This is a genomic window from Streptomyces sp. NPDC033131 (assembly GCF_055578365.1).
This window is the reverse complement of the sequence record NZ_JBVIPA010000006.1, coordinates 46,255-70,603: the sequence shown is the minus strand read 5'-3', so window position 1 is coordinate 70,603 and position 24,349 is coordinate 46,255. Positions and strand designations below refer to the sequence as shown.

Here is a 24,349-nt window from a genome sequence, read left to right as displayed (position 1 = left end):
GGCGTCCGGCCCCCGCGCGTGGCCTGCGGCCCTACGGCACCCGGTCCAGCAGCACGACCGCCACGTCGTCCGTCAGCTCGCCCCCGTTGAGGTCGCGGACCTCGTTCACCGCCGCCCGCAGCAGCTGCTCGCCGCGCAGCCCCTCGGAGAGCTGGCGCCGGACCATGTTCACCATGCCGCCCTGGCCGAGCCTTTCGCCGCTCTGACCGACGCGGCCCTCGATCAGACCGTCGGTGTAGAGCATCAGGCTCCACTCGGCGCCCAGCTCCACCTGCATCCGCGGCCAGCGGGCGCCCGGCAGCAGACCGAGCGCGGGGCCGTTGTTGTCGTACGGCAGCAGTTGGGCCGGCCGGCCCGGGCGGGCGACGAGCGGGGACGGGTGGCCGGCGAGGCAGAGGCCCGCGCGGCGGCCGTCGGGCGCGATGTCGACCGTGCACAGCGTCGCGAAGATCTCCTCGTCGGAGCGCTCGTGCTCCAGGACCTGCTGGAGCGTGCCGAGCAGCTGGTCGCCGCACAGGCCCGCCAGCGTCAGGGCGCGCCAGGCGATGCGCAGCTCCACGCCGAGCGCCGCCTCGTCCGGGCCGTGGCCGCAGACGTCGCCGATCATGGCGTGGACGGTGCCGTCCGGGGTGCGGACGGTGTCGTAGAAGTCGCCGCCGAGCAGGGCGCGGGAGCGGCCGGGGCGGTAGCGGGCGGCGAAGCGGAGCGAGGAGCCCTCCAGCAGGGGGGTGGGCAGCAGGCCGCGTTCCAGACGGCGGTTCTCCTGCGCGCGCATCCGGCCCTCGGCGAGCCGTCGCTCGGCCGTGTCGGAACGCTTGCGCTCCACCGCGTACCGGATCGCCCGGCTCAGCAGCCGGCTGTCCAGCTCGTCGCGGAAGAGATAGTCCTGGGCGCCGACGCGCACCGCCTCGGTGCCGCGCTCGGCGTCGCCGGACGTGGTGAGCGCGATGACGGCGTGCCGGGGCGCTATCTCCAGCACGTGCCTGAGCACGGCGAGCTCGTCGTCGTCGCCGGGGCGGCCGGTCGCGGGCAGCGCGAGGTCGAGCAGGATGCAGTGGACGTCGTCGGTGAGCAGCCGCGCGGCCTCGGTGAGGTTGCGGGCCGTGCGGACGCGGATGGGCTTGCCGGCGGAGTCCAGCAGCTCGGGCACGACGGTGGAACCGCCGGGGTCGTCCTCGATCACCAGGAGGGTGAGAGGCGTGCCGGAGGTGCCGTGCGAGTCGCCTGCGGCGGCTGCGCCGGTCATGCCGTTCGTGTGGGTGGCAGCGGTACGGCCGGTGGCCCCGGCCGTCGTGTTCCCGGTCGGTTCCGCCTTGCGCGGCGCCTCTGCCTTGGAGGGGCCGCCGCCTGGGGACGCGGCCTGCGCCTGACCACTCTCCACGGCCGGGATCGCTCTCTGCCGCGGTACGGGTACGGGCATCGTCTTGGGTTCCTTCCCTCCCCCCGAGGGCACCGCAGGGCGAGGGGCCTCGACCTACCGACGGGGACCATAGCGGTAGTCGGCACCGCAACGGAATGGCGTGAGACACGCCGCGTGGCCGCTCGCCGCTGTCATATGCCGCGATCCCTACCGCAGTTGGACAGGCCGGGACCGTACCGGGGATGACGAACGTCACGTCCGCGGGGGGTTTGGCGGACTGTTGAGGGTGGGCCAGGTCACGTGGTGCGGGTCGCGGACCACCGGGCTGCGGGTCGCGGACCACCGGGCTGCGGGTCGCGGACCACCGGGCTGCGGCTCTCACGGCCCGCAGACACCGCCGTTCGTCCCGTCCCGGAGAACGCCGCCCGGCGTCCCGCGCCCCGCCCACCTCAGGCCCCCGGCCGCACCACCCCGAGTATCGGCATCGACCCCGCCCCCGCGAGCGTCACCGTGCGGCCCGGTCGTGGAGCGTGGACGATGGCGCCGTCGCCCACGTACAGGGCGACATGGCTGGCGTCGCCGAAGTAGATGACCAGGTCGCCGGGGCGCATGTCCTCGACGTCGACCCGGGTGAGCTGCTGCCACTGCTGCTGCGAGGTGCGCGGGATGGGGCTGCCGGCGCTGGCCCAGGCCTGTGAGGTCAGGCCGGAGCAGTCGTACGTCTTCGGGCCCTCGGCGCCCCATTCGTACGGTTTGCCGATCTGCGCGGTCGCGTATTCCACCGCCTTCTTGCTCTGTTCGGTCGCCTTGCCGCTGATCTCATCGAGGACGCCGGAGTCGAGCCAGGCGGTCTGTGCCTTGAGCGCGGCCTGCTTCTCCAGCTCGGCGAGGCGCTTCTTCTCGCTCTCCTCCAGCTGGGACTCGAGGTCCTCGGCCGCCGAGATCCGCTCCTCGATCCTCTTCTTGGCCGAGGCCTTGGCCTTGCGGCCCGCCTCCAGCTTCTTCCACTGGGCCGAGGCGTCCTGGGAGTACTGCTCCAAGTCCTGCTGGGCGCGGGCCGTCGCCGCGATCAGTCCCTTGGTGGCGTGCTGGCCCCGGAGCACCCGGCCCGCGCCGTCGAGGAAGTCCTGCGGGTCGTCGCTGAGCATCAGGTGGGCCTCGTCCGGCAGCCCGCCGCTGCGGTACTGGGCCCGGGCCGCGGCGCCGGCCCGCTCCTTCAACTCGCGGAGTTCTTCCTTGCCCTCGACGACTTTCTTCGCCAGCTCCACGAGTTCGGCGGACTGCCTCTGCGCCTTCTCCTCGGCCGCGTTGTACGCGTCCGTGGCGGCGGCCGCCTCGCGGTACAGCTTGTCGAGCTTCTCGCGTACGGCCTCAAGGTCCTTGGTGGGCATGGGTGTCGAGGACGCGCTCGCCCCCGGTGTCGGTGTCGGGCTCGCGAACGCCGTGCCCGGTGCCGCCAGCACGGTGACCGCGCAGACCACGGCCACCCCCGACGCGATCAGGCCACGCTTGCCCGTCCCCATACCCCTGCCCCCAACTGATTAACCGTCAGTAACTTACGGACGCCTGGGGGATCGTGCCACGTACCCGCGCGAAACGACAGAGGTCGCCGCAGACGACGACAGAGTCAGTGCTGCCCCCCTTTCCGCCCCTCCACCCCCGGCATGACGATCTCCCCACCGGTGTGACGAACGACTCACCGAGATCGTTCCCGGCAACGGGACTGCGGGGGGCGGGTGGAGGGCGGCCGGGAGCGCGGCGGGCGGATGGAGGAGGGCCGGGAGCGCGGCGGGCAGTGCAGGGATGCCAGGGGGCTCACGCCCGCGGTGCCAACGCCCCCCACGCCACCGTCACTTCCCCCTGTCGCCACCGCGCCGGCCCGTCCGTCACCGGCCAGTCGGCGCCGAGGTCCCGTACGGCCCGGATCCACCGCTGGCGGGCGCCGTACGACGCGTAGGGCGCGGCAGCGGCCCACGCGCGGTCGAAGTCGCGCAGGAAGGCGTGTACCGGCTCGCCCGGCACATTGCGGTGGATGAGCGCCTTCGGCAGCCGCTCGGCGAGGTCCGAGGGCCGCTCCAGCGAGCCCAGCCGGGTCGCGAAGGTGACCGTCCGCGGCCCCTCGGGGCCGAGCGCGACCCACACGTGCCGGCGTCCGATCTCGTCGCAGGTCCCCTCGACGAGCAGCCCGCCGCGGGAGGCGCCGGTCGCGGGGGCGAGGCGGGAACGCAGCCGCTCCCACACGGCGGCCACCTCGGCCTCGTCGTACTGCCGCAGGACGTTGGCCGCACGGACGAGGTGGAGCCGCCCGGGGAGCGGGATCTCGAAGCCGCCGTGCCGGAAGACCAGCCCGTCGCGCTCGTACGGCTTCGCCGCCGCGACCCGCGCCGGTTCGATCTCGACGCCCACCACGCGCGCGTGTGGCGCGACCGTACGGAGGCGGTGCAGCAGTTCCACGGCCGTCCAGGGAGCGGCGCCGTAACCGAGGTCCACGGCGACGGGATCCGCCGCCCTGCGCAGCTCGGCGCCGTACGCCGCGGCGATCCAGCGGTCCATGCGCCGCAGCCGGTTCGGATTGGTCGTCCCGCGCGTCACCGTGCCCACGGGGCGGGTGGCGGCGCGGGGAGTCATACGTAGGAGGGTATGCGGGCACTCGGAGCGGTGGACGGCAAGCACCCCTGGACGGCGCCACGCAGCTCGACCTCGAACGGTTGAGCGATCTCCGGTAATGATTCGGCAAATCCCGGCCCGGCGGAAATGGAGCGGCCTCCTCCGGCGTTGCATCACCTTGGAGGGCGCCCCACACCCTCCGCCAGCCATGCCCGCAGCGAGGAGGAACGCCCCGTGAGCCAGTACGTCACCAGGCTCGGGCGGCGCTCGTCGGCCGCACCCTCCCGGCTCCGCCTGCACCGCAGGCCCCGCCGGGTCGCCATGCTCTCCGTGCACACCTCACCGCTCCACCAGCCGGGCACCGGGGACGCGGGCGGCATGAACGTGTACATGGTGGAACTCGCGCAGCGCCTCGCCGCGATCAACATCGAGGTGGAGATCTTCACGCGGTCCACGACCGCCGCCCTGCCGCCGACCGTCGAGCTCGCTCCGGGCGTCCTGGTCCGGCACATCGACGCCGGCCCCTACGAGGGCCTCGCCAAGGAGGAGCTCCCCGCCCAGCTCTGTGCCTTCACGCACGGTGTGATGCAGGCGTGGGCCGGTCACCGCCCCGGCCACTACGACCTCGTCCACTCCCACTACTGGCTCTCCGGCCACGTCGGCTGGCTCGCCGCCCAGCGCTGGGGCGCCCCCCTGGTGCACTCCATGCACACCATGGCCAAGGTCAAGAACGCCAACCTGGCCGACGGCGACACCCCCGAACCCGCCGCCCGTGTGATCGGCGAGACCCAGATCGTCGCCGCCGCCGACCGCCTGATCGCGAACACGGCCGAGGAGGCCGAGCAGCTCGTACGGCACTACGCGGCCGAGCGCGACAAGGTCGCCGTCGTCCACCCGGGCGTGAACCTCGACCGCTTCCGCCCCGCCGACGGCCGCGCCGCCGCGCGCGCCCGCCTCGACCTCCCGCAGGACGCCCTGATCCCCCTCTTCGCGGGCCGCATCCAGCCCCTCAAGGCGCCGGACGTGCTCCTGCGTGCGGTGGCCGTGCTGCTGGACGAGCGCCCCGACCTGCGCTCCCGCCTCCTCGTGCCCGTCGTCGGCGGCCTCAGCGGCAGCGGCCTCGCCAAGCCCGAGGGACTGCAGAAGCTGGCCGCGCGCCTGGGCATCGCCGACGTCGTACGGTTCCACCCGCCCGTCGGCCAGGAGCAGCTCGCCGACTGGTTCCGGGCCGCGTCCGTCCTCGTGATGCCGTCCTACAGCGAGTCCTTCGGCCTGGTCGCCATAGAGGCCCAGGCGGCCGGCACGCCGGTGATCGCCGCCGCGGTCGGCGGGCTGCCGGTGGCCGTGGACGACGGACGGACGGGGATCCTCGTACGAGGTCACAACCCCGCCGACTACGCGCGCGTGCTGGCCGGCTTCGCCGACGACCCGCACCTGACCCCCCGGATGGGCGAGGCCGCCGCCCGGCACGCCCAGTCCTTCGGCTGGGACACCGCGGCCGCCGCGACGGCGGACGTCTACACGGCCGCGGCCGTGGCCTATCGGCGTCGCGTACGCTCCCACCATGGCTGACGCACAGAAGGCAGCGCAGGCAGCGCAGGTCATCGAGGGCGTGCTGAAGGACGCCGAACTCGAATGGGAGAGCCCCGCACCCGGCAACTTCGTGGTGAAGCTCCCCGGCACCCGCAAGCTGTCGACGACGGTGTCCCTGCTGGTGGGCCGGCACTCCCTCTCACTGAACGCCTTCGTCATCCGTCACCCCGACGAGAACGAGTCCGGCGTCCACCGCTGGCTCCTCGAACGCAACCTCAAGCTGTACGGCGTGAGTTACGCCGTCGACCCCCTCGGCGACGTCTACGTCACCGGCAAACTGCCCCTGCCCGCGGTCACCGCCGACGAGATCGACCGCATCCTCGGCCAGGTGTTGGAAGCGGCCGACGGCAGCTTCAACACCCTCCTGGAACTCGGCTTCGCGAGCGCCATCCGCAAGGAGTACGAGTGGCGGGTGTCCCGGGGCGAGCCGACCCGCAACCTGGACGCGTTCGCACACCTGACGCGGCGGCAGGCCGACTGACCCCGGGAGGGTGTCCTGGTCCTCGGGCTCGTCAGTCCTCGGGCTTGTCGAGCTGGTCGGCGAAGGCCCGCAGCGCGTCGGCCAGTTCCCGCTTGGTGGGCAGCTGATCGACCTTCTGGTCGAGTTCCGCGATCCGCCGGTTGAGTTCTTCCAGGTCGGCCGGGGCGGAGGGAGTGGCCGGAGGGTCGGAGGGCACCTCCGTCGGTAGCGGGGAGGTGGTCGACTGCGGCGTACTCGGGACCGGATCGACACCGCCGGTCGTGCCGCCGTCGGCCGAGCCGCCTCCCGTCGAGCCTCCGCCGATCGTGCCGCCTCCCGTGGTGTCCTCGACCGGCGCGTCGCTGTACTCCGAGGTCGGGGTGGGGGTGGGGGCGTCCTCCGAACTCGCCGCGAGGGCGACGCCGACGCTGAGGGCGACCAGGGCCGCGGCTCCCGCGACGGCGGTCGACAGCCGGCCGGCCCGTAAGGCGCGGGGCATGGACAAAGAGCGCGAGTCCCGTGGCCCCTGGGCGTCCTGGCCGACCTGGCCGTCCTGGGCGTCCTGGCCGTCCTGGGCGTTCCGCGGGTTCTGTGGGTTCTGTGGGTTTTCCATGGAGGTGACGCTAATCGGCGACGGCCACAGGACGGACGGCTTCCGCCGATCCCTCGAACGAACTTCCGCACATCCGCTGTTAGCCTGCCGCAGCCTGAACTCCGCCGGCGCCCTGAAGACCACGGTCACCGCGGCCACCGACGGCTACTGGCGCTGGACCTTCGGCGAGACCTCCACCACGGGCGGCGCGACGGCGGCCGGCGACTACGTCGACATCAGGTGACATCGGGTCTCGTACGGCCTTCCCGGCCCCCGCTGCTCCGGTAGCGCCCCGGCGTCACCCCCACCAACTTCTTGAAGTGGCGGGTGAGATGAGCCTGGTCGTGAAACCCGGTGACGGCGGCGACGTCGGCCGGCCCGCGCCCCGCGAGCAGCAGGTGGCGGGCCCGGTCGACGCGACGGGCGTTCAGGTACTGGTGCGGCGCGATGCCGTACGCGCCACTGAACGCCCGTACGAGATGGGCGGGGTGAGCCTGGACGAGCTGCGCGGCCTCGCCGAGCGCGAGCCCCTCGACGACCCGTTCGTCGAGCAGCTCGCGCAGCCGCCGGGCGACGAGCGGATCGCGGCGCGGCACGGGCGCGGCGGCACTCGGCCGCAGTCGCGTCCGCAGCCGTTCGCCGACCAGCGTCAGCCTGCTCTCCGCCTCCAGCTCGTCCCCGGGCCGGGCGAGCGCGGCGTGCACCTGCCCGACCCGCCGCCGCAGTACGGGGTCCCGCAGACCGGGCCCGTCGACGGCGGCACCGATGAGGTCGTCGGGGAGATGGGTGCCGTCCAGGTAGAGCACCCGCTTGCGGAAGCCCTCCGGGGTCGCCGGGGAGCCGTTGTGCGGCACGTGCGGCGGCAAGAGGGACACCGTGTCGTGCGGGGTCCCGTGCTCGTGCCGGTCGAGGTCGTACCGCACGGCACCGTCGTCCACGATGAGCAGCGTCCACGCGTCGTGGACGTGCATCGGATAGGCGTACTCCGTGAAATGGGCGTGGAAGACCTCCACGACGCCCGGGACGGTCGGGCGCCAGGCGGACACATCACGCCGAGCGGGCATGCAAAGAACGTACAAGACCGTGTCGTGGGGCGGACGGCAGTCTCGCCGCATGAGCACTGAACCCATCCGATTCGACACCAAGATCGCCGTCCTGCTGCGGGAGGACCTGGAGCCCTGGCAGCGCCTGAACGTGACCGCCTTCCTGGTCAGCGGCCTGGGCACACAGGTCCCCGAAGTGATCGGCGAGCCGTACGAGGACGCCGACGGTGTGCCCTATCTGCCGATGTTCCGCCAGCCGGTCATGGTCTTCGAGGCCGCGAAGGAGACGCTGACAGCGGCCCACGCGCGCGTGCTGTCCCGCGCGCTGCCGAGGTCCCTGTTCACGTCCGACCTCTTCTCGACGGGGAACGACCGGGACAACCGGGCCGCCGTACGGGCGGTGCCGACGGGCGACCTGGATCTGGTCGGACTGGCCGTGTACGGGCCGCGCAACGCGGTCGACAAGGTGGTGAAGGGGGCGCGGATGCATCCGTGAGGACGCCCATGGTGCCGGCGCCGTGCCCGGCGACGAAGCCTTGTCACCTTGCGCCCGCAGGCCTCAGGCCGAACTGACCTCGGGCTTCGCCGCACCCGGCACGTCGACGAGGGCCGGCTGCTCCGCCGGCAGCCGCCGCATCAAGGTCCCGAACCCCACCGCGGCGACCGTCCCGACGACCGCGCACAGCCCCCACAGCCAATCGGCGCCGAAGTGGTCGATGACGACGCCGGACATCACGGGGGCGATCAGGGCCGCGAGGGCCCAGGACAGGGTGTACATGCCCTGGTAGCGCCCACGGCCGTGGGCCGGCGACAACCGGACGACCAGTCCCGTCTGCGTCGGCGCGTTGATCATCTCTCTCAGGGTCCACACGCACACCGTGAGGGCGAAGACGCCGATCGACCCGGCGAAGGCGGTCAGCCCGAAGCCGTACCCGGCCAGCAGCGACGAGACGACCAGCAGCCGCTTGGCGTCCCGGTGTTCGATGAACCGGGTGACGGGGATCTGCAGCACGACGATCAGCACGCCGTTGACCGCGATCGCCAGTCCGTAGTCGGCGGGCGTGAACCCGGCCTCTCCCATGGCCACCGGAAGGCCGACCGCGCCCTGCTGGAAGATCAGCGCGACGAGGAAGGACAGCCCGACGACACTCATGAAGCGCCCGTCGCGCAGGACGGTGCCGAGGCCGACCTCGTCGTTCTTGGTCTCCTCGGACTTGTGCACGGTGGGCCGCGACTCCGGAAGCCTCAGGAACACCAGGACCGCGCAGACGGCCGTCATCCCCGCCTCGATGAGGAAGCCCGCGCGGTAGCTGACCTCGGCGATGAAACCGGCGCCCATGGAGGAGACGGCGAACCCGAGGTTGATGGCCCAGTAGTTGAGCGAGAAGGCCCGCACCCGGTCCTCGGGCCGCACGATGTCCGCCATCATCGCCTGCACGGCCGGCCGCGAGGCGTTGGAGGCCATCCCGACGAGGAAGGCGACGCCGGCGATCGCGAGGGGATGATGCACGAACCCCAGCAGGGCGACGAAGACCGCGGTGGACGCCTGGGCGACGAGAAGCGTGGGCCGCCGCCCGATCCGGTCCGCCATCACCCCGCCGACGAGCGAGGAAACGACCCCGCCCAGGCCGTGCAGCGAGGCGACGAGCCCGGCGTACGAGGCGGAGTACCCACGGTCGAGCGTGAGATAGAGGGCCATGAACGTGGCCACGAACGCACCGAGCCGGTTGACGAGCGTGCTGGTCCACCGATCTTGCCGGGCAGGGTGCCCGGTCCTTCAGGGCCGGGGTGAATGCCCGTTTCCGCCTAGCGGGGCATGGGATGGAGCAATCGCCTTCAGGGCGATTGGTCGTCGCCGTCCACGGCGGTGAGGGCGACCTCAAGCAGATGCAGTATCTCGGAGTTGAGGGACCGCCGGTCGGTCTCTGCTTGCGAGACCAGTCGGGCGTGAAGCTCATCGGGGATGCGAACTGTAACTTTGATCATGCCGCCATCATGCCACTATGATGGCGGCATGTCACGTTTCCGGATGTACCCGACGCGCGAGCAGGAAGAGCAGCTGCTCTTGCACTGCGCACGCCCGGTACGTCTGGAACCTCGCCGTCGAGCAGCACTCGCACTGGCGCAGGTGGCGCAAGTCTGCACCGGGCTTTGTCGAGCAGTGCCGTCAGCTCGCCGAAGCCCGACGCGACAACGAATGGCTCTGTGCCGGGAACGCTGACGTGCAGCAGCAGGCCCTGAAGGACTTCGCCAAGGCCAAGAACGCCCGCTTCACCTCAGGGTTCGGCGAGCCGACCTGGCGCAAGAAGTTCCGGCACGAGGGCTTCCGGGTCATCGGCACCGACCGCACACCCGAGTGCAACGAGGACGGCACGCCGAAGCTGAACGCGAAGACCGGCAAGCAGGTCATGGGCCGCTCCGTCGTGGTACAGAAGCTCAACAAGCGATGGGCGCACGTCAAGGTGCCCGGCTGCGGCTGGGTCCGCTTCCGCCTCACCCGCCCGGAGCTGCCTGTGGCGAAGACGTTCCGAGTCACCTTCCGCAACGGGCATTGGCACGCGGCGTTCACTGTCATCCCCAACTCCATCGACGCGCCCGCCACGGGCGAGGTCATCGGCATCGACCGGGGCGTGACCATCACGGCCGCCCTCTCCGACGGCCGCACCCTCAACTGCCCCCAGCTCACCACCAAAGAGCGCGCGCAGATCCGCAAGCACCAACGCCGCGCCGCTCGCGCACCCAAGGGCAGCGACCGCCAGAGCGCCGAGTACGCCAAGGTCGCCCGCCTCAAGGCCCGCGAAGCCGACCGGCGCAAGGACTGGTGCGAGAAGACCAGCACCATGCTCGCCCGCACCTACGACCTGGTGCGGTTCGAGAAGTTGAACATCAAGAACATGACCGCCAGGGCAAAGGCCAAGCCCGACCCCGACCAGCCCGGCCAGTACCTCAGGAACGGCCGCGCGGCCAAGGCCGGACTGAACCGGGCGATCCTCGCCCAAGGGTGGGGCCTGCTGCGCCAGCGCACCGAGCACAAGGCCACCGGCCGGGTCGAAGACGTCCCCGCCCCGTACACGAGCCTGCGGTGCAGTGCCTGCGGATGGATCGACAAGAACTCGCGCAAGAGCCAAGCCGAGTTCGTCTGTTCCTCCTGCGGCTTCGCCTGCAACGCGGACACCAACGCGAGTATCAACGTCGCGGCAGGACAGGGCGGGATCCCCCGCCCCCGGCGAACAGCCGGTGCCGGAGGGACGGCGCCGCCCACACAGCGGTCGAACGTCCGTGAACCTCAGCCTGAATCGGTTGGAATCCCCCTCTTTTAAGAGGGGGAGGATGTCAAAGCCACCAGAACTCGCCGGGGAGGCCAAAAACGGTCTCGCGGGTGGCACGTCTCAGGGCGGCGACGGACATGGCGGATCCCCCACGGATGCGACGGGTGCAAGCGACTTGTAAGTGGCTCAGACGGCGAGCACACATTACGATTCCGCTGTCGTCGCAGGCCACCCAATTAACAGATCCCGTCAACCGTCCGCCTGCCGAGCGGGCGCACAAGGCATCGACCCCTTGGATTACGCTCATACGCATGGCCGACGCACCGTACAAGCTGATCCTCCTCCGCCACGGCGAGAGCGAATGGAACGCGAAGAACCTGTTCACCGGCTGGGTGGACGTCAACCTCAACGAGAAGGGCGAGAAGGAGGCAGTCCGCGGCGGTGAGCTGCTCAAGGACGCCGGCCTGCTGCCCGACGTGGTGCACACCTCGCTCCAGAAGCGAGCGATCCGCACGGCCCAGCTCGCGCTGGAGTCCGCGGACCGCCTCTGGATCCCCGTACACCGCTCCTGGCGCCTGAACGAGCGCCACTACGGCGCCCTCCAGGGCAAGGACAAGGCCCAGACCCTCGCCGAGTTCGGCGAGGAGCAGTTCATGCTGTGGCGCCGCTCCTACGACACGCCTCCGCCGCCGCTGGACCGCGACGCCGAGTACTCGCAGTTCGACGACCCGCGCTACGCGACCCTCCCGCCGGAGCTGCGCCCCCGGACGGAATGCCTCAAGGACGTCGTCGTCCGCATGCTCCCGTACTGGTTCGACGACATCGTCCCCGACCTCCTCACCGGCCGCACGGTCCTGGTGGCGGCCCACGGCAACAGCCTCCGCGCCCTCGTCAAGCACCTCGACGGCGTCTCCGACGCCGACATCGCGGGCCTGAACATCCCGACCGGCATCCCGCTGTCCTACGAACTCGACGCGGACTTCACACCACTGAAGCCCGGCGGCACGTACCTGGACCCCGACGCGGCCGCGGCGGCGATCGAGGCGGTCAAGAATCAGGGCAAGAAGAAGTAAGCCGAGCTGAAGAAGCCCCCTACCTGCGGTTTTCTCGCAGGAAGGGGGCTTGTTTCTGCACCGGTTGTCGTAGTGCACGTGGCGGTGCCGCCCGTCGCCGGATCGGGTGCCCCTGGGCGCGTCACCTGGCCGGACTCCACACTGCAGGCATCTCCCTCTGGCCCGCCCACTGATCCGATGGGCACTACGATCCGGCGATTTCCTGCCGGAGCTGGAGAGGGCTGAGCGTGCTTCCTGCATCTGGTTCGCCGGCTCGTTGGCTCCGGGAGCGTCGTCACTCAGCTACGGAGCTGACGCAGACGATGCCCTCCGATACGGTCCAGAGCCATGGCGAATGGCAACGGTGTGCCGGAGAAGGTGGCGTGGATCCTGGTCCGGGACGAGCGGGTGTTGGTGACGCGTAGTCACGGCAGAGATCGCTTCTACTTCCCGGGCGGTCATCGTGAGCCGGGCGAGTCCGACGGCGAGACCCTGGTCCGGGAGATCGACGAGGAACTGCGGGCGGCGATCGACCCGGCTTCCATGGTGCACTTCGGCACGTTCGAGATCGGCGAGGGACATCCGGATCACGGCCCCTTCCGGATGATCTGTTACACCGCCGATCACCGCGGTGAACTGACCCCGGCGAGGGAGATCGCCGAGAAGGCATGGTTCCGCTACGCCGACCGGGACCGAGTCTCGGCCGTCGACGAGATGGCCTTCGACGCGCTGCACGAGGCCGGGCGGCTTTCCTGATCCCGTGACCGCCGCGCAGCGACGGGGTACAGCAACCGCCACGACGGCAGCCGAGCGAAACAACCGACGATGGCCGACTGACCAGCCGACCAGACTCCTCCCCGCCGCGCCTCAGATCGACAGCGGCAGCCGGTGAATCTCGTCCGCCTTGTGGCCCGCCCGCTCGTGGACGCGCTGGACCGCGTCGGCGTCGGGGGCCTCGGAGAGGCAGTACACGGTGCCGGACTCGGGGTCGGCCCAGGCCGCTCGAAGTGCACGCCCTCCTCCTTTTCTATGGCGAGGTCTGCGTCATGCGCCTGCCTCGGTTGATCGGGTGGCAGTCCGGGCTACCCGTGCCCCCTCATGGCCTGGCCGACCGTCGGCGTGCATCCGGCGTCCGGCGTCCGACAGCGGTGAAGGGCCCCGGCACACGCGCCGGAACCCTTCACCGTCGTACGAAACCAAGCCGTACGGAACGCTCCGTGCCCTACCCCGCCGTCACCCGCACTGGCACGGGTTCCCCGACTGGCACCCGCATCCGCACCCCGACCCGCAGCCGCACGCGGCTATCAAGGTCAGGTTCCTGATCTCGGCGGGCTGTTCGGTCGGGCGTTCCCGCGTGGGGTCGGGTGCGGTACCGGGCGTGCTGGGGGATTCGGTCATGGTCCCTCCTCAAGGCTGTGCCTGTGCCCATTGGATGCCCGTTCCGCTGGGCGCATCAACGGCGCACAGAGGCTCCCGCACGCCTCGAACGGGCCCCCGCACATCCCGGAGCCCGGGGGCGGGACACCCCCGCACCGCCCCCGCACCGCCCCCGCAGGGTCAGGCCCCCTCCACCCCCGCCACCGACGGCATCTCCTGCTGCAGCTCGTCCGCGTGCTCGCCCGTCACCAGGTACACGACCCGCTTGGCGACCGCGACCGCGTGGTCGGCGTACCGCTCGTAGTAGCGGCCGAGCAGGGTGACGTCCACGGCCGTCTCGATGCCGTGCTTCCAGCGGTCGTCCATCAGGTGCTGGAAGAGCGTGCGGTGGAGGAGGTCCATCGCGTCGTCGTCCTGCTCCAGCTGGAGTGCGAGGTCGACGTCCTTGGTGATGATCACCTCGGCGGCCTTCGCCATCAGGCGCTGCGCGAGCTGGCCCATCTCGAGGATGGTCGCGTGCAGGTCGTGCGGAATCGCACGGGCCGGGAAGCGCAGCCTGGCGAGCTTCGCCACGTGCTGGGCCAGGTCGCCCGAGCGCTCCAGGTCGGCGGACATCCTCAGCGACGTGACGACGATCCGCAGGTCCGTCGCCACCGGCTGCTGGCGGGCCAGCAGGGCTATCGCCCGCGCCTCCAGCTCGTGCTGCAGGTCGTCGACCTTCTGGTCGCCCTCGATGACACTCTCGGCAAGCTTCAGGTCGGAGTCGAGGATCGCCGTCGTGGCGCGCCCGATCGCCGACCCGACCAGCCGGGCCATCTCCACCAGACCGTCGCCGATCGAATCAAGTTCCTCGTGGTACGCGTCCCGCATCAGGGGTTCCCTCTCGTACGTGATCTTCGGGGGTCACCGGGGCCGGGGCCCGGCGCGGCTGTCGCGTGCGAAACCGCGGCTTCGCACTCCACGCTCCCACGTTCCGCCCCGTACGCGTCGGTTTCCGTCCCCCCAAATGAACCATCACTGGCTCCAAGGTGAACTCTGGGCGACGAGTGTTCGAGCTCGCACTCGGACGGCTGTGGCCGGAGCCCATCCCATGCCTAACCTGGGTGCATGGACGTGAACGCGGCGGTCGCCGCAGCAGCAGCGATCGCCGGTGTGCTCACCGGCGTCATCGCCATGCTGGCGTTCCGCTGGAGCGAGCGGGAGCAGAAACGCCCCACCCGCACCTCGCTGCATACGGACCCGGTGCTTCCGCCGGGTGTGGACACCGTCCTGTCCGTGCTCCGGTCCTCGGCCGTCGTACTGGACGAGGCGGACGCCGTGGTCAAGGCCAGCTCGGCCGCGTACGCCCTCGGACTGGTCCGCGGCGGCAAGCTCTCCATCGAACCCATGCTCCAGATGGCCCGCGACACCCGACGCGACGGGGAGATACGCCAGGTGGAACTGGACCTCCCCAGACGTGGCACCGGCCGTGGCGAGGCCCTCGCCGTCTCCGCTCGCGTCGCACCCCTCGGCTCCCGCCTGGTGCTGCTCCTCGTAGAGGACCTCACCGAGGCCCGGCGCATCGAGGCGGTGCGGCGCGATTTCGTCGCGAACGTCAGCCACGAGCTCAAGACCCCGGTCGGCGCGCTCTCCCTCCTGTCGGAGGCCGTCATGGACGCCTCCGAGGATCCGGAGGCGGTGGAGCGCTTCGCCGGCCGGATGCAGATCGAGGCGACCCGGCTCACCAACCTGGTGCAGGAGCTCATCGACCTGTCGCGCGTACAGAACGACGATCCCCTCGAGGACGCCGAACCGGTCCGTGTCGACGAACTCGTCGCCGAGGCCGTCGACCGCTGCCGGCACCAGGCCGGCGCCAAGCAGATAACCATGGCCTCAGGAGGCACCGCCGACCTGCACGTCTACGGCAACCGCGGCCAGCTCGCCGCCGCGCTCGGCAACCTCGTCGAGAACGCGGTCAACTACTCGCCCGCCCGCACCCGCGTCGGCATAGCCGCCCGCCGGGTGACCTCGCCCGGCGGTGACATGATCGAGGTCGCCGTCACCGACCAGGGAATCGGGATCTCCGACAAGGACAAGGAGCGCATCTTCGAGCGCTTCTACCGCGTCGACCCCGCCCGCTCCCGTGCCACCGGCGGCACGGGCCTGGGCCTCGCCATCGTCAAGCACGTGGCCGCCTCGCACGGCGGGGAGGTCACGGTGTGGAGCTCCGAGGGACAGGGCTCCACCTTCACCCTCCGACTGCCGGAGACGGGCGCGGCTCGCGACCGCGCCCACCGGAACGCCGGCCACGGCGGTCTCTACGGCCTCGACGACGAGGCCGGCTCTTCGTCCCCCCAGCCATCTTCTTGTGAACCGCTCCCCTCCCCGGAGGTCCTTCCGTGACCCGAGTGCTCGTCGTCGAGGACGAGGAGTCCTTCTCCGACGCCCTGTCGTACATGCTCCGCAAGGAAGGCTTCGAGGTCGCCGTCGCGACCACCGGGCCCGACGGACTCGACGAGTTCGAGCGCAACGGCGCCGACCTCGTCCTCCTGGACCTGATGCTGCCCGGCCTGCCGGGTACCGAGGTGTGCCGCCAGCTGCGCAACCGTTCCAACGTGCCCGTCATCATGGTGACCGCCAAGGACAGCGAGATCGACAAGGTCGTCGGCCTGGAAATAGGAGCCGACGACTATGTGACCAAGCCGTTCTCCTCCCGCGAGCTGGTCGCCCGCATCCGTGCCGTGCTGCGCCGCCGCGGCGAGCCCGAGGAGGTCACCCCGGCCGCCCTGGAGGCGGGCCCGGTCCGCATGGACGTGGACCGCCACGTCGTGACCGTCTCCGGCTCCAAGGTCGACCTCCCCCTCAAGGAGTTCGACCTCCTGGAAATGCTCCTGCGCAACGCGGGCCGTGTCCTGACCCGCATGCAGCTCATCGACCGGGTCTGGGGCGCCGACTACGTGGGTGACACCAAGACCCTCGACGTCCACGTCAAGCGCCTGCGCGCCAAGATCGAGCCGGACCCGGGCGCGCCGCGGTACCTGGTGACGGTCCGGGGCCTCGGCTACAAGTTCGAGCCGTAAACCGAACGCGCAGGCCGAACGCGCAAGTCGAATGCGCAGGCTCCACACGCGGGCCGTACGCGCACTGACGCCGAAGGGCGGGACCTCCTGGTGAGGTCCCGCCCTTCGGCGTACGACGATCTCGTACGGCCGCTCAGTGGCCGGCGGCCGCGGTGTCCGCCGGCTCGCCCGCGTTCGGCGTGGCCGAGCCGGTCGGGGTGCCCGACGCGGGCTCGGAGGGGGAGCCCGAGGTGCCGGCGCCCGGCTCCTCGCTGGTCGTCGCGGTGGGGCTCGCCGTGGCACCCGGCGTGGCCGGGATCTTGGTCGGGCCCCACGTGGAGAAGTAGCTCTCGGCCGGGACGACGAACGCGCGCAGGCTCACGTCACCGGTCTTGCTGAAGGTGAAGGTGATCTTCTGGGCGTTGCCGTTCTGGACGCTCTCGCCGAGGCCGTTCAGCGCCGCGGAGGCGTTGCCCTTGCCGCCGAGGATGACGGAGCCGTTGGCGGGGACGGTCACCTTGCCCGAGCCCCTGGCGGGCTTGAGCTCGGCGTTGCCGCCACCGGCGACGCTCACCGAGTCCAGCGTCTGGGGGGTACTGCCGTTGTTGTAGAGCGTGCCGGAGATCACGGCCGGTCCTTCGGCCGCGGCGTCCGGCTGGGTGATGATCACGATGCCCTGAAGCTCGAGGTCACCGATGGTCGTGGCAGCGTTGTCCGGCTTGATCTCCAGGGTCTGAGCGTTGTTGCCGGCCGCGCACGCGGAGAGCGAGGCGATCGAGAACGCGATGGCGGTGGCGGCGAGGGCACCGCGTCGAAGGCTGCTGCTCACGGCGGCGGCAACTCCTTGACTCGAGCGAGGCGGCCCGTAAAGCCGCGCTAAGTGACTGTCAGCGGCCTTAGGTTACCGAGCCGTTCCGACGGGACCGCACCCGACCCTCCCCCGAGCCCGCTTCTTCCGTCCTTCTTCCGTTCGTCTTCGCTCGGTCCACGCGCCCTCTTCGCGCCCTCTTCGCGCCTTCTTCGCTCGGTCTTCGCCTCGTCTTCGCGCTGTCTTCCGTCCGTCTTCCCTCGGGCGGGGCGTAGCCGCGGTGCTCACAAGTGCCTCCTGCGTCACATTGGTCGCGACGCTTGTCCGGCATTCACATAAGTACCGCCGACCGTGCCCCGGGGATTTTTCGTGCAGGAATCCGGGAACCCGGGAATTGATCACCGTCCCGCCGGTCGGGCACCCCTGTGATCAATTCCGGATTCGTCTCGTACCCGACTCCGCTCACCGAACGGAGTAGCGGAAGTCGCACGCTTGGAAGCGGACATATGGGGACGTTCGGCTGCTCGGAGGGGTCTCCGAGTGCGTGTAACGTACGCGTTTCACCTCGGCCGGACAGCCGCTCCGACCTGCGAATACATTCTTCCGCTCGCCCCGCGCAGCACGTTCCTGTTGCTGTTGTCAAGCCCCGAGATATGCCCTGACCTGCGGAAACGCCATTCAGAACCCGCAGTTTCCGTGTTACTCTGGATAGCCACGGAAGGGGTACCTGTCACATGACGTTCAAGGTTGGCGACACCGTGGTCTATCCCCATCACGGGGCCGCGCTGATCGAGGCTATCGAAACTCGCCAGATCAAAGGCGTGGACAAGACCTACTTGGTTCTGAAGGTCGCCCAGGGTGACCTGACGGTGCGTGTGCCAGCGGACAATGCGGAGTTCGTCGGCGTGCGTGATGTGGTCGGTCAGGATGGGCTGGACCGGGTCTTCGAGGTGCTGCGCGCGCCGTACGCCGAGGAGCCCACGAACTGGTCGCGTCGTTACAAGGCAAACCTGGAGAAGCTCGCCTCCGGCGATGTCATCAAGGTCGCGGAAGTCGTGCGTGACCTGTGGCGTCGTGAGCGCGAGCGCGGACTCTCCGCCGGTGAGAAGCGCATGCTCGCCAAGGCCCGCCAGATCCTGGTGAGCGAGCTCGCGCTCGCGGAGAACACGAACGAGGACAAGGCCGAGGCCCTGCTCGACGAGGTTCTCGCGTCCTGACGCCGGCGCAAGCCAGCCTCAGCACATTTGAAATGCCGCGGTGCCCGATGACGTATTTCCCGTCGCCGGGCGCTGCGGCATGTTCGCACTCCGGCGCCCGTAAGCGGGTTCACCTCGGGGGAAATCCCCCGACACTCGGTGTGCCCGGTCCGGGTAACGGGCTCGACCAGGGTCACGGAAGGGTTCCGGTCAAGCTGTCGTACCCGGCACGCTGAGGCCATACCCACCTAGGCCGAGCACACAAACCTGACAGGAACCGATGTCTGACGTTTCGCCTCCTTCGCCCGTGCCCGCACGTACGGCTGCCCGCACGGCTGCCGTGATCCCGGCCGCCGGCCGAGGCGTGCGCCTGGGCCCGGGCGCCCCCAAAGCGCTCCGCGCGCTGAACGGCACCCCCATGCTCATCCACGCACTCCGCGCACTGGCCGCCTCCCGGGCCGTGTCCCTCGTGGTCGTCGTCGCCCCGCCCGACGGCGCCGCCGAGGTCAAGTCGCTGCTCGACGCGCACGCCCTGCCCGAGCGCACCGACTTCCTCGTCGTGCCCGGCGGCGACAGCCGTCAGGAGTCCGTGAAGCTCGGCCTGGACGCCCTGCCGCCCGCGTACGACATCGTGCTGGTGCACGACGCGGCCCGCCCCCTCGTCCCGGTCGACACGGTGGACGCCGTCATCGAGGCCGTACGAGACGGAGCCGTGGCCGTCGTCCCGGCGCTGCCCCTCACGGACACCGTCAAGGAGGTCGAGCCCGCCGAGACCCCGGGCGAGCCGGAGCCGGTGGTGGCCACTCCGCGGCGGGCCCGCCTGCGTGCCGTGCAGACCCCCCAGGGCTTCGACCGCGCCACCCTGATCCGCGCCCACGAGACGGTCACCGGCGACGTCACCGACGACGCGGGCATGGTCGAGCAGCTCGGCCTCACGGTCGTGACCGTCCCCGGACACGAAGAGGCCTTCAAGGTCACCCGCCCGCTGGACCTCGTCCTCGCGGAGGCGGTCCTGGCCCGCAGGAGGCTCAACGATGGCTTCTGAGGCACCCCTGCTTCCCCGGGTCGGCATCGGCACCGACATCCACGCCTTCGAAGAGGGCCGCGAACTGTGGTGCGCCGGCCTGAAGTGGGAGGGCGAGGGTCCGGGCCTCGCCGGTCACTCCGACGCCGACGTCGTCGCCCACGCCGCCTGCAACGCCCTGTTCTCCGCGGCCGGGCTGGGTGATCTCGGACAGCACTTCGGCACCGGGCGCCCCGAGTGGTCCGGCGCGTCCGGCGTCACCCTGCTCACGGAGGCCGCCCGGATCGTCCGTGAGGCGGGCTTCACCATCGGCAACATCGCCGTACAGGTCGTGGGACCCCGCCCGAAGATCGGCAAGCGCCGCGACGAGGCGGAAAAGCTCCTCTCGGAGGCGGCCGGCGCCCCGGTGTCGGTGTCCGGCGCGACCACCGACGGCCTCGGATTCCCCGGCCGGGACGAGGGCCTCATGGCGGTGGCGACGGCCCTCGTGGCCCGGACCGGCTGACCGGGCCGACCCCACGTCACGAATGTGTGCCCCTTGGCAGAAACGGGCGCAAGGCACTGCCCTGCGCCTACTACCCTGGAGTCGTGACTATTCGCCTGTACGACACCAGCGCCCGGCAGATCCGTGACTTCGCCCCGCTCCAGCCGGGTTGCGTCTCGATCTACCTGTGTGGCGCGACCGTGCAGGCGGCACCGCACATCGGGCACGTCCGGTCCTACCTGAACTTCGACATCATGCGCCGCTGGTTCCAGTACCGCGGCTACGACGTCACGTTCATCCGCAACGTCACCGACATCGACGACAAGATCATCACCAAGGCCGCCGAGCAGGGCCGCCCCTGGTGGTCCATCGGCTACGAGAACGAGCGCGCGTTCAACGACGGCTACAACGCCCTCGGCTGCCTGCCGCCGACCTACGAACCGCGCGCCACCGGCCACGTCACCGAGATGGTCGAGATGATGCGCGGCCTCATCGAACGCGGACACGCCTACGAGGCCGACGGCAGCGTCTACTTCGACGTGCGCTCCTGGCCCGCCTACCTGGAGCTGTCCCGGCAGGACCTGGACGAGATGCGCCAGCCCGCCGAGGAGGGCATCACCGGCAAGCGGGACCCGCGCGACTTCGCCATGTGGAAGGCCGCCAAGCCCGGTGAGCCCGACTGGGAGACGCCGTGGGGCCGGGGCCGCCCCGGCTGGCACCTGGAGTGCTCGGCGATGGCCCACAAGTACCTCGGCTCCGCCTTCGACATCCACGGCGGCGGCCTGGACCTGATCTTCCCGCACCACGAGAACGAGATCGCCCAGGCCAAGGCCTACGGCGACGAGTTCGCCCGCTACTGGCTGCACAACGCCTGGGTCACCATGAGCGGCGAGAAGATGTCCAAGTCGCTCGGCAACTCGGTCCTCGTGTCCGAGATGGTCCAGCGGTGGCGCCCGATCGTGCTGCGCTACTACCTCGGCACCCCGCACTACCGCTCGATGATCGAGTACAGCGAGGAGGCCCTGCGCGAGGCGGAGTCCGCGTTCGCGCGGATCGAGGGCTTCGTGCAGCGCGTGGTGGAGAAGGCCGGGGGAGTCGTCGAGCCCTCCGCCGACGTCCCGCCCGCCTTCGCCGAGGCGATGGACGACGACCTCGGCGTCCCGCAGGCACTCGCCGTGGTGCACACCACCGTCCGGCAGGGCAACTCCGCACTGGCCGCCGACGACAAGGAAGCCGCGGTGGCCCGTCTCGCCGAGGTCCGCGCCATGCTCGGCGTCCTCGGCCTGGACCCGCTCGAGCCGCACTGGGCCGGCGAGGCCGACCGCGGGGACGACCTGCACGGGGTCGTCGACAGTCTCGTACGACTGGTGCTCGACCAGCGGGAAGCGGCCCGCTCCCGCAAGGACTGGGCCACCGCGGACGCCATCCGCGACCAGCTCAACCAGTCCGGCCTCGTCATCGAGGACGGCCCGCAGGGACCGCGCTGGAGCCTCGGCCCGCGCTGACCCTTTCTTGATCGATTGTGCCGCCCGGCCATCCGGGCGGCACACTGCATATACGTACACACGCACGCACCCGCACGCTTCGGCGTCGCAGAGAACAGACAGGTAGGTCATGGCAGCCAACAACCGCCGCATGTCCGGCAAGAAGGGCGCGCAGGTCGGCAGTGGCGGCCAGCGGCGCAAGGGCCTGGAGGGCAAGGGCCCGACCCCGCCTGCCGAGGCGCGCAAGGGACACAAGAAGAACCGCATCTCCAACGCCAAGGCGAAGCAGGCGGTACGCCGCCCCACGGCGCGCGGCCGGGGCGGCAAGGGCACCTCGGAGATGGTCGTCGGCCGCAACCCCGTCGTCGAGGCGCTGCGCGAGGGCGTGCCCGCGGTGACGCTCTACGTCCAGCAGTTCATCGACAACGACGAGCGGGTGCGCGAGGCGCTGCAGCTCGTCGCCGAGCGCGGCGGCATCCACCTCATGGAGGCCCCCCGCCCCGAGCTCGACCGCATGACCAACGGCCTCAACCACCAGGGCCTCGTCCTGCAGGTCCCGCCGTACGAGTACGCGCACCCCGAGGACCTGGCGAACGCCGCCTACGACAAGGGCGAGGACCCGCTCATCGTCGTTCTCGACGGTGTCACCGACCCGCGCAACCTCGGCGCCGTCGTCCGGTCCGCCTCCGCCTTCGGCGGCCACGGCGTCGTCGTCCCCGAGCGGCGCGCGGCCGGCATGACCGCCGGTGCCTGGAAGACGTCCGCCGGTGCGGCCGCCCGGACGCCCGTCGCCCGCGCCACCAACCTGACGCGCGCCCTGGAGGCGTACAAGAAGGCCGGCATCACGGTCGTCGGCCTCGCCGCCGACGGCGAGTCCGAACTCGGCGACCTGGAGGCACTGTCCGGGCCCGTCGTCATCGTCGTCGGCAGCGAGGGCAAGGGCCTGTCGCGACTGGTCGGCGAGACCTGCGACCACCGGGTGCGGATCCCGATGCCGGGCGGCGCGGAGTCGCTCAACGCCGGTGTCGCGGCGGGCATCGTGCTGTACGAAACGGCACGCCGACGCGCCTGACGACTGTTCGACGTAGTCACCCACACGGGGTATTCCTGGCGTCGAGGACAACCTTGACGGGGTCCGGACAGATCCGCCCAGTCAAAGCAGTGTCCTAAGCACATGTCACTCGGTTAGATGAGTGTGGACACCAGAACACCCCGCACACCCACGGGGGACGGCCCGTCGGGCTTCGACGACGCTCCCGCGCTGAGCATGGTGAAGGTGCCGAGCGATCCGGCGCAGATCATCGTCAATCATGCGAGCTTCCGCGTGCAGCTGGGTGCGTCGACGCGACGCACCCAATCCCCGCGGGTCGCCCGGCACTTGACCGCCGACGACACCGCCCGGATCTCCGCGGTCGGCGCCGCGGCGGGCAGACCCGGCGCTGCCGCGGGCGCCCGCCGCCGGGCCGTCGTGTGGAGCGGCAAGTCCGACCCCGACGACACCGGCGCCCACCGCCTGCTCCAGGCCGTGCGGGGCGGCAGCGTCCGCCACGGCGAGGAACCGGCGGCGGCCGACGCCGGAGCGACCCAGGTCATCCCCCGTGTCGACGTCAACGGCGGCTACCGCGACGGCCGTTACGCCGACGACGGCTACGACGACCTCGCCCAGACCGTCGAGACCCCCGTCGTCGGCGCCCAGCGCACGCACGACTCCGACGGCACCCGGCTCCTGCCCCACATGCGGACCGTGGGCAGCGTCGACGACGAACCCGCCTACGCGGGCGAGGAGTTCGAGGAGTACGAGGACAGCGGCACCGACCGGGGTCACCGCGCCAGGCGCCACAGCGACGACCCCGCCCGGCACGCCTACTACCCGGGCCGCCGCATGAACCTCGGCGTCGTCCTCCTCCCGCTGCGCATCTTCCTCGGCTTCATCTCCATCTACGCCGGCATGGGCAAACTCTGCGATCCCGTCTACTTCGACGGCGGCGAACGCGGCTCCATGGTCAAGTGGCTCAACACCCTGCACCCCTGGGAAGTCGCCGAGCCACTGCGGCAGTTCGCCCTCCAGCATCCGGTCGGCGCCGGGCTCGTCATCGCCTTCCTCCAGGTCATCGTGGGCGTCCTCACGATCCTGGGCTGCTGGCAGCGCGTCGCCGCGGTCGTCGGCGCCGGCCTGTCCGCCGCGCTCCTCGTGACCGTCAGCTGGAAGAGCGTCCCCGCCTACGACACCCCCGACATCATCTACCTCGCCGCCTGGTCCCCGCTGATCATCGCCGGCGCCCCCGTCTACTCCATCGACGGCCGTCTCGCCGGCAGCGCCTGGCGCCGCCTCGGACCCCGCGCCGACATCTGGGACCTGCGCCACTACGTCCTGCGCCGCGGCGCCCTCATCACCGTCATCGCCGCCGGTCTCACCCTGCTCGTCGGCTCGCTCCTCGGCGGTGCCGTCCGTGACGCCGACCGCGTCGTCGTCCCCGGCCCCGGCGAGGCCCCGCGCAACGAACTGCCCGGCTCCCCGCTCCCGCAGGACCCCGCCAAGCGGCAGAAGAAGACCCCGTCGGCCTCCAGTTCGCCTACCCAGAGCGCCACGACCAGCCCCTCCGCCGGAACCGCTGCCACCCCGGACGCCACCCGCGACACCGGTACCGCCACCGGCGGCTCGCCCACCCAGACCCAGGGCACCACCGGCCAGGCCCCACCGCAGCAGTCCTCCCCGGTCCAGGAGGCCCCCAGCACCAGCTCCGGCCCCACCTCCGGCGGCAGCGCCAGCGTGGGCTCCTCAGGCGGCTCCGACGGCGGAGGTTCCTCCTCCCAGCCGGGCCTGGTGGGCGGCCTGTTGGGGTAACGGAGCCGGTGGGCGGGATTCTGGGCACGCCTGCCGGCTGAACACCCCGGCCCGTACGACGACGGGGGTCCCGCACTTCACAAGTGCGGGACCCCCGTCGTCATGCTCCGGGCCGTC

23 protein-coding genes and 2 pseudogenes are annotated in these 24,349 nt (G+C 71.0%); 15 read left to right on the top strand and 10 right to left on the bottom strand.

The window, feature by feature from the left end; translation table 11 throughout:
• Positions 1–31: 31 nt before the first annotated feature.
• The 3 genes from ACZ5XS_RS10620 to ACZ5XS_RS10610 form a co-directional block, all read right to left on the bottom strand.
• Positions 32–1,420: a PP2C family protein-serine/threonine phosphatase gene (locus ACZ5XS_RS10620; protein WP_468649810.1), complete on the bottom strand. Its 1,389-nt coding sequence runs from the start codon at positions 1,418–1,420 to the stop codon at positions 32–34.
• A gap of 389 nt (positions 1,421–1,809) precedes the next feature.
• On the bottom strand, positions 1,810–2,883 hold the full coding sequence (locus ACZ5XS_RS10615; protein ID WP_468649808.1) for a C40 family peptidase: 1,074 nt from the start codon (positions 2,881–2,883) through the stop codon (positions 1,810–1,812).
• Positions 2,884–3,175: 292 nt separating this feature from the next.
• On the bottom strand, positions 3,176–3,988 hold the full coding sequence (locus ACZ5XS_RS10610; protein WP_468649806.1) for a class I SAM-dependent methyltransferase: 813 nt from the start codon (positions 3,986–3,988) through the stop codon (positions 3,176–3,178).
• Positions 3,989–4,201: 213 nt separating this feature from the next.
• Between ACZ5XS_RS10610 and mshA the strand changes: the two genes are divergently transcribed.
• Together mshA and ACZ5XS_RS10600 are read left to right on the top strand one after the other, a co-directional pair.
• Positions 4,202–5,539, top strand: a complete 1,338-nt coding sequence (gene mshA, locus ACZ5XS_RS10605) for a D-inositol-3-phosphate glycosyltransferase (protein ID WP_468649804.1) — start codon at positions 4,202–4,204, stop codon at positions 5,537–5,539.
• On the top strand, positions 5,532–6,041 hold the full coding sequence (locus ACZ5XS_RS10600) for a type III secretion system chaperone family protein (protein ID WP_468649802.1): 510 nt from the start codon (positions 5,532–5,534) through the stop codon (positions 6,039–6,041). The genes mshA and ACZ5XS_RS10600 overlap by 8 nt, the downstream gene beginning before the upstream one ends.
• A gap of 31 nt (positions 6,042–6,072) precedes the next feature.
• On the opposite strand, the gene ACZ5XS_RS10595 is transcribed toward ACZ5XS_RS10600, so the two are convergent.
• Positions 6,073–6,633, bottom strand: coding sequence for a hypothetical protein (locus ACZ5XS_RS10595; protein ID WP_468649800.1), 561 nt, complete (start codon positions 6,631–6,633; stop codon positions 6,073–6,075).
• On the opposite strand from ACZ5XS_RS10595, the gene ACZ5XS_RS10590 reads away from it, so the two are divergent.
• Complete coding sequence (locus ACZ5XS_RS10590) at positions 6,632–6,856, top strand: hypothetical protein (protein WP_468649798.1); 225 nt, start codon at positions 6,632–6,634, stop codon at positions 6,854–6,856. The two genes, ACZ5XS_RS10595 and ACZ5XS_RS10590, sit on opposite strands and share 2 nt — an antisense overlap.
• Here the strand turns inward: ACZ5XS_RS10590 and ACZ5XS_RS10585 are convergent.
• Positions 6,849–7,676: a helix-turn-helix domain-containing protein gene (locus tag ACZ5XS_RS10585; RefSeq protein ID WP_468649796.1), complete on the bottom strand. Its 828-nt coding sequence runs from the start codon at positions 7,674–7,676 to the stop codon at positions 6,849–6,851. The two genes, ACZ5XS_RS10590 and ACZ5XS_RS10585, sit on opposite strands and share 8 nt — an antisense overlap.
• Before the next feature lie 49 nt (positions 7,677–7,725).
• On the opposite strand from ACZ5XS_RS10585, the gene ACZ5XS_RS10580 reads away from it, so the two are divergent.
• Positions 7,726–8,151 (top strand): DUF2000 family protein, encoded by a 426-nt coding sequence (locus tag ACZ5XS_RS10580; RefSeq protein ID WP_468649794.1) that lies wholly within the window; start codon positions 7,726–7,728, stop codon positions 8,149–8,151.
• Positions 8,152–8,214: 63 nt separating this feature from the next.
• On the opposite strand, the pseudogene ACZ5XS_RS10575 reads toward ACZ5XS_RS10580, so the two are convergent.
• Both ACZ5XS_RS10575 and ACZ5XS_RS10570 read right to left on the bottom strand, forming a co-directional pair.
• Positions 8,215–9,402, bottom strand: a pseudogene (locus ACZ5XS_RS10575) (MDR family MFS transporter); the annotation flags it as partial.
• Positions 9,403–9,491: 89 nt separating this feature from the next.
• Positions 9,492–9,641, bottom strand: a complete 150-nt coding sequence (locus ACZ5XS_RS10570; protein WP_468649792.1) for an Arc family DNA-binding protein — start codon at positions 9,639–9,641, stop codon at positions 9,492–9,494.
• Positions 9,642–9,658: 17 nt separating this feature from the next.
• Here ACZ5XS_RS10570 and ACZ5XS_RS10565 point away from each other — a divergent pair, with 17 nt between their 5' ends.
• From ACZ5XS_RS10565 to ACZ5XS_RS10555, 3 genes are all read left to right on the top strand, one after another.
• Positions 9,659–10,975, top strand: a complete 1,317-nt coding sequence (locus ACZ5XS_RS10565; protein ID WP_468649790.1) for an RNA-guided endonuclease InsQ/TnpB family protein — start codon at positions 9,659–9,661, stop codon at positions 10,973–10,975.
• 260 nt (positions 10,976–11,235) lie between these two features.
• Positions 11,236–11,997, top strand: a complete 762-nt coding sequence (locus tag ACZ5XS_RS10560) for a phosphoglyceromutase (protein ID WP_468649788.1) — start codon at positions 11,236–11,238, stop codon at positions 11,995–11,997.
• A 327-nt stretch (positions 11,998–12,324) separates the two neighbouring features.
• Complete coding sequence (locus ACZ5XS_RS10555) at positions 12,325–12,732, top strand: NUDIX hydrolase (RefSeq protein WP_468649785.1); 408 nt, start codon at positions 12,325–12,327, stop codon at positions 12,730–12,732.
• A 111-nt stretch (positions 12,733–12,843) separates the two neighbouring features.
• Here ACZ5XS_RS10555 and ACZ5XS_RS10550 read toward each other — a convergent pair.
• Both ACZ5XS_RS10550 and phoU read right to left on the bottom strand, forming a co-directional pair.
• Positions 12,844–13,052 (bottom strand): annotated as a pseudogene (locus ACZ5XS_RS10550) (nickel-binding protein).
• 481 nt (positions 13,053–13,533) lie between these two features.
• Complete coding sequence (gene phoU, locus ACZ5XS_RS10545; RefSeq protein ID WP_468649778.1) at positions 13,534–14,223, bottom strand: phosphate signaling complex protein PhoU; 690 nt, start codon at positions 14,221–14,223, stop codon at positions 13,534–13,536.
• Between the two features lie 237 nt (positions 14,224–14,460).
• Between phoU and phoR the strand changes: the two genes are divergently transcribed.
• Together phoR and phoP are read left to right on the top strand one after the other, a co-directional pair.
• The gene (phoR, locus tag ACZ5XS_RS10540) at positions 14,461–15,735 is read left to right on the top strand and encodes a two-component system sensor histidine kinase PhoR (RefSeq protein WP_468649776.1); all 1,275 of its coding nucleotides are present in this window, start codon (positions 14,461–14,463) and stop codon (positions 15,733–15,735) included.
• The gene (phoP, locus tag ACZ5XS_RS10535; protein ID WP_383866577.1) at positions 15,732–16,412 is read left to right on the top strand and encodes a two-component system response regulator PhoP; all 681 of its coding nucleotides are present in this window, start codon (positions 15,732–15,734) and stop codon (positions 16,410–16,412) included. The genes phoR and phoP overlap by 4 nt, the downstream gene beginning before the upstream one ends.
• Before the next feature lie 133 nt (positions 16,413–16,545).
• Here phoP and ACZ5XS_RS10530 read toward each other — a convergent pair whose 3' ends face one another.
• Positions 16,546–17,220, bottom strand: coding sequence for a copper chaperone PCu(A)C domain-containing protein (locus tag ACZ5XS_RS10530; protein WP_468649774.1), 675 nt, complete (start codon positions 17,218–17,220; stop codon positions 16,546–16,548).
• A 713-nt stretch (positions 17,221–17,933) separates the two neighbouring features.
• Between ACZ5XS_RS10530 and ACZ5XS_RS10525 the strand changes: the two genes are divergently transcribed.
• The 6 genes from ACZ5XS_RS10525 to ACZ5XS_RS10500 all read left to right on the top strand — a co-directional run bounded on the left by ACZ5XS_RS10525 (position 17,934) and on the right by ACZ5XS_RS10500 (position 24,232).
• Positions 17,934–18,416, top strand: coding sequence for a CarD family transcriptional regulator (locus ACZ5XS_RS10525; RefSeq protein WP_003953493.1), 483 nt, complete (start codon positions 17,934–17,936; stop codon positions 18,414–18,416).
• Between the two features lie 259 nt (positions 18,417–18,675).
• Complete coding sequence (gene ispD / locus ACZ5XS_RS10520; protein ID WP_468649773.1) at positions 18,676–19,440, top strand: 2-C-methyl-D-erythritol 4-phosphate cytidylyltransferase; 765 nt, start codon at positions 18,676–18,678, stop codon at positions 19,438–19,440.
• Positions 19,430–19,924: a 2-C-methyl-D-erythritol 2,4-cyclodiphosphate synthase gene (gene ispF / locus ACZ5XS_RS10515; protein WP_217236988.1), complete on the top strand. Its 495-nt coding sequence runs from the start codon at positions 19,430–19,432 to the stop codon at positions 19,922–19,924. Before ispD ends, ispF begins: the two co-directional genes overlap by 11 nt.
• 83 nt (positions 19,925–20,007) lie before the next feature.
• A complete protein-coding gene (cysS, locus tag ACZ5XS_RS10510) occupies positions 20,008–21,408 on the top strand; it encodes a cysteine--tRNA ligase (RefSeq protein WP_468649771.1) in 1,401 nt (466 codons plus the stop codon).
• Positions 21,409–21,517: 109 nt separating this feature from the next.
• The gene (rlmB, locus tag ACZ5XS_RS10505; protein WP_217236986.1) at positions 21,518–22,459 is read left to right on the top strand and encodes a 23S rRNA (guanosine(2251)-2'-O)-methyltransferase RlmB; all 942 of its coding nucleotides are present in this window, start codon (positions 21,518–21,520) and stop codon (positions 22,457–22,459) included.
• A gap of 117 nt (positions 22,460–22,576) precedes the next feature.
• On the top strand, positions 22,577–24,232 hold the full coding sequence (locus ACZ5XS_RS10500; protein ID WP_468649769.1) for a DoxX family protein: 1,656 nt from the start codon (positions 22,577–22,579) through the stop codon (positions 24,230–24,232).
• The last annotated feature ends 117 nt before the right edge of the window (positions 24,233–24,349 follow it).

What these genes read in the sequence shown, in the direction of transcription:
- ACZ5XS_RS10620 (WP_468649810.1), bottom strand. Translation starts at nt 1,420, where the DNA reads ATGCCCGTACCCGTACCGCGGCAGAGAGCGATCCCGGCCGTGGAGAGT.
- ACZ5XS_RS10615 (WP_468649808.1), bottom strand. Translation starts at nt 2,883, where the DNA reads ATGGGGACGGGCAAGCGTGGCCTGATCGCGTCGGGGGTGGCCGTGGTC.
- ACZ5XS_RS10610 (WP_468649806.1), bottom strand. Translation starts at nt 3,988, where the DNA reads ATGACTCCCCGCGCCGCCACCCGCCCCGTGGGCACGGTGACGCGCGGG.
- ACZ5XS_RS10600 (WP_468649802.1), top strand. Translation starts at nt 5,532, where the DNA reads ATGGCTGACGCACAGAAGGCAGCGCAGGCAGCGCAGGTCATCGAGGGC.
- ACZ5XS_RS10590 (WP_468649798.1), top strand. Translation starts at nt 6,632, where the DNA reads ATGGAGGTGACGCTAATCGGCGACGGCCACAGGACGGACGGCTTCCGC.
- ACZ5XS_RS10595 (WP_468649800.1), bottom strand. Translation starts at nt 6,633, where the DNA reads ATGGAAAACCCACAGAACCCACAGAACCCGCGGAACGCCCAGGACGGC.
- ACZ5XS_RS10585 (WP_468649796.1), bottom strand. Translation starts at nt 7,676, where the DNA reads ATGCCCGCTCGGCGTGATGTGTCCGCCTGGCGCCCGACCGTCCCGGGC.
- ACZ5XS_RS10580 (WP_468649794.1), top strand. Translation starts at nt 7,726, where the DNA reads ATGAGCACTGAACCCATCCGATTCGACACCAAGATCGCCGTCCTGCTG.
- ACZ5XS_RS10570 (WP_468649792.1), bottom strand. Translation starts at nt 9,641, where the DNA reads ATGATCAAAGTTACAGTTCGCATCCCCGATGAGCTTCACGCCCGACTG.
- ACZ5XS_RS10565 (WP_468649790.1), top strand. Translation starts at nt 9,659, where the DNA reads ATGATGGCGGCATGTCACGTTTCCGGATGTACCCGACGCGCGAGCAGG.
- ACZ5XS_RS10560 (WP_468649788.1), top strand. Translation starts at nt 11,236, where the DNA reads ATGGCCGACGCACCGTACAAGCTGATCCTCCTCCGCCACGGCGAGAGC.
- ACZ5XS_RS10555 (WP_468649785.1), top strand. Translation starts at nt 12,325, where the DNA reads ATGGCGAATGGCAACGGTGTGCCGGAGAAGGTGGCGTGGATCCTGGTC.
- phoU (WP_468649778.1), bottom strand. Translation starts at nt 14,223, where the DNA reads ATGCGGGACGCGTACCACGAGGAACTTGATTCGATCGGCGACGGTCTG.
- phoR (WP_468649776.1), top strand. Translation starts at nt 14,461, where the DNA reads ATGGACGTGAACGCGGCGGTCGCCGCAGCAGCAGCGATCGCCGGTGTG.
- ACZ5XS_RS10525 (WP_003953493.1), top strand. Translation starts at nt 17,934, where the DNA reads ATGACGTTCAAGGTTGGCGACACCGTGGTCTATCCCCATCACGGGGCC.
- ispD (WP_468649773.1), top strand. Translation starts at nt 18,676, where the DNA reads ATGTCTGACGTTTCGCCTCCTTCGCCCGTGCCCGCACGTACGGCTGCC.
- ispF (WP_217236988.1), top strand. Translation starts at nt 19,430, where the DNA reads ATGGCTTCTGAGGCACCCCTGCTTCCCCGGGTCGGCATCGGCACCGAC.
- rlmB (WP_217236986.1), top strand. Translation starts at nt 21,518, where the DNA reads ATGGCAGCCAACAACCGCCGCATGTCCGGCAAGAAGGGCGCGCAGGTC.
- ACZ5XS_RS10500 (WP_468649769.1), top strand. Translation starts at nt 22,577, where the DNA reads ATGAGTGTGGACACCAGAACACCCCGCACACCCACGGGGGACGGCCCG.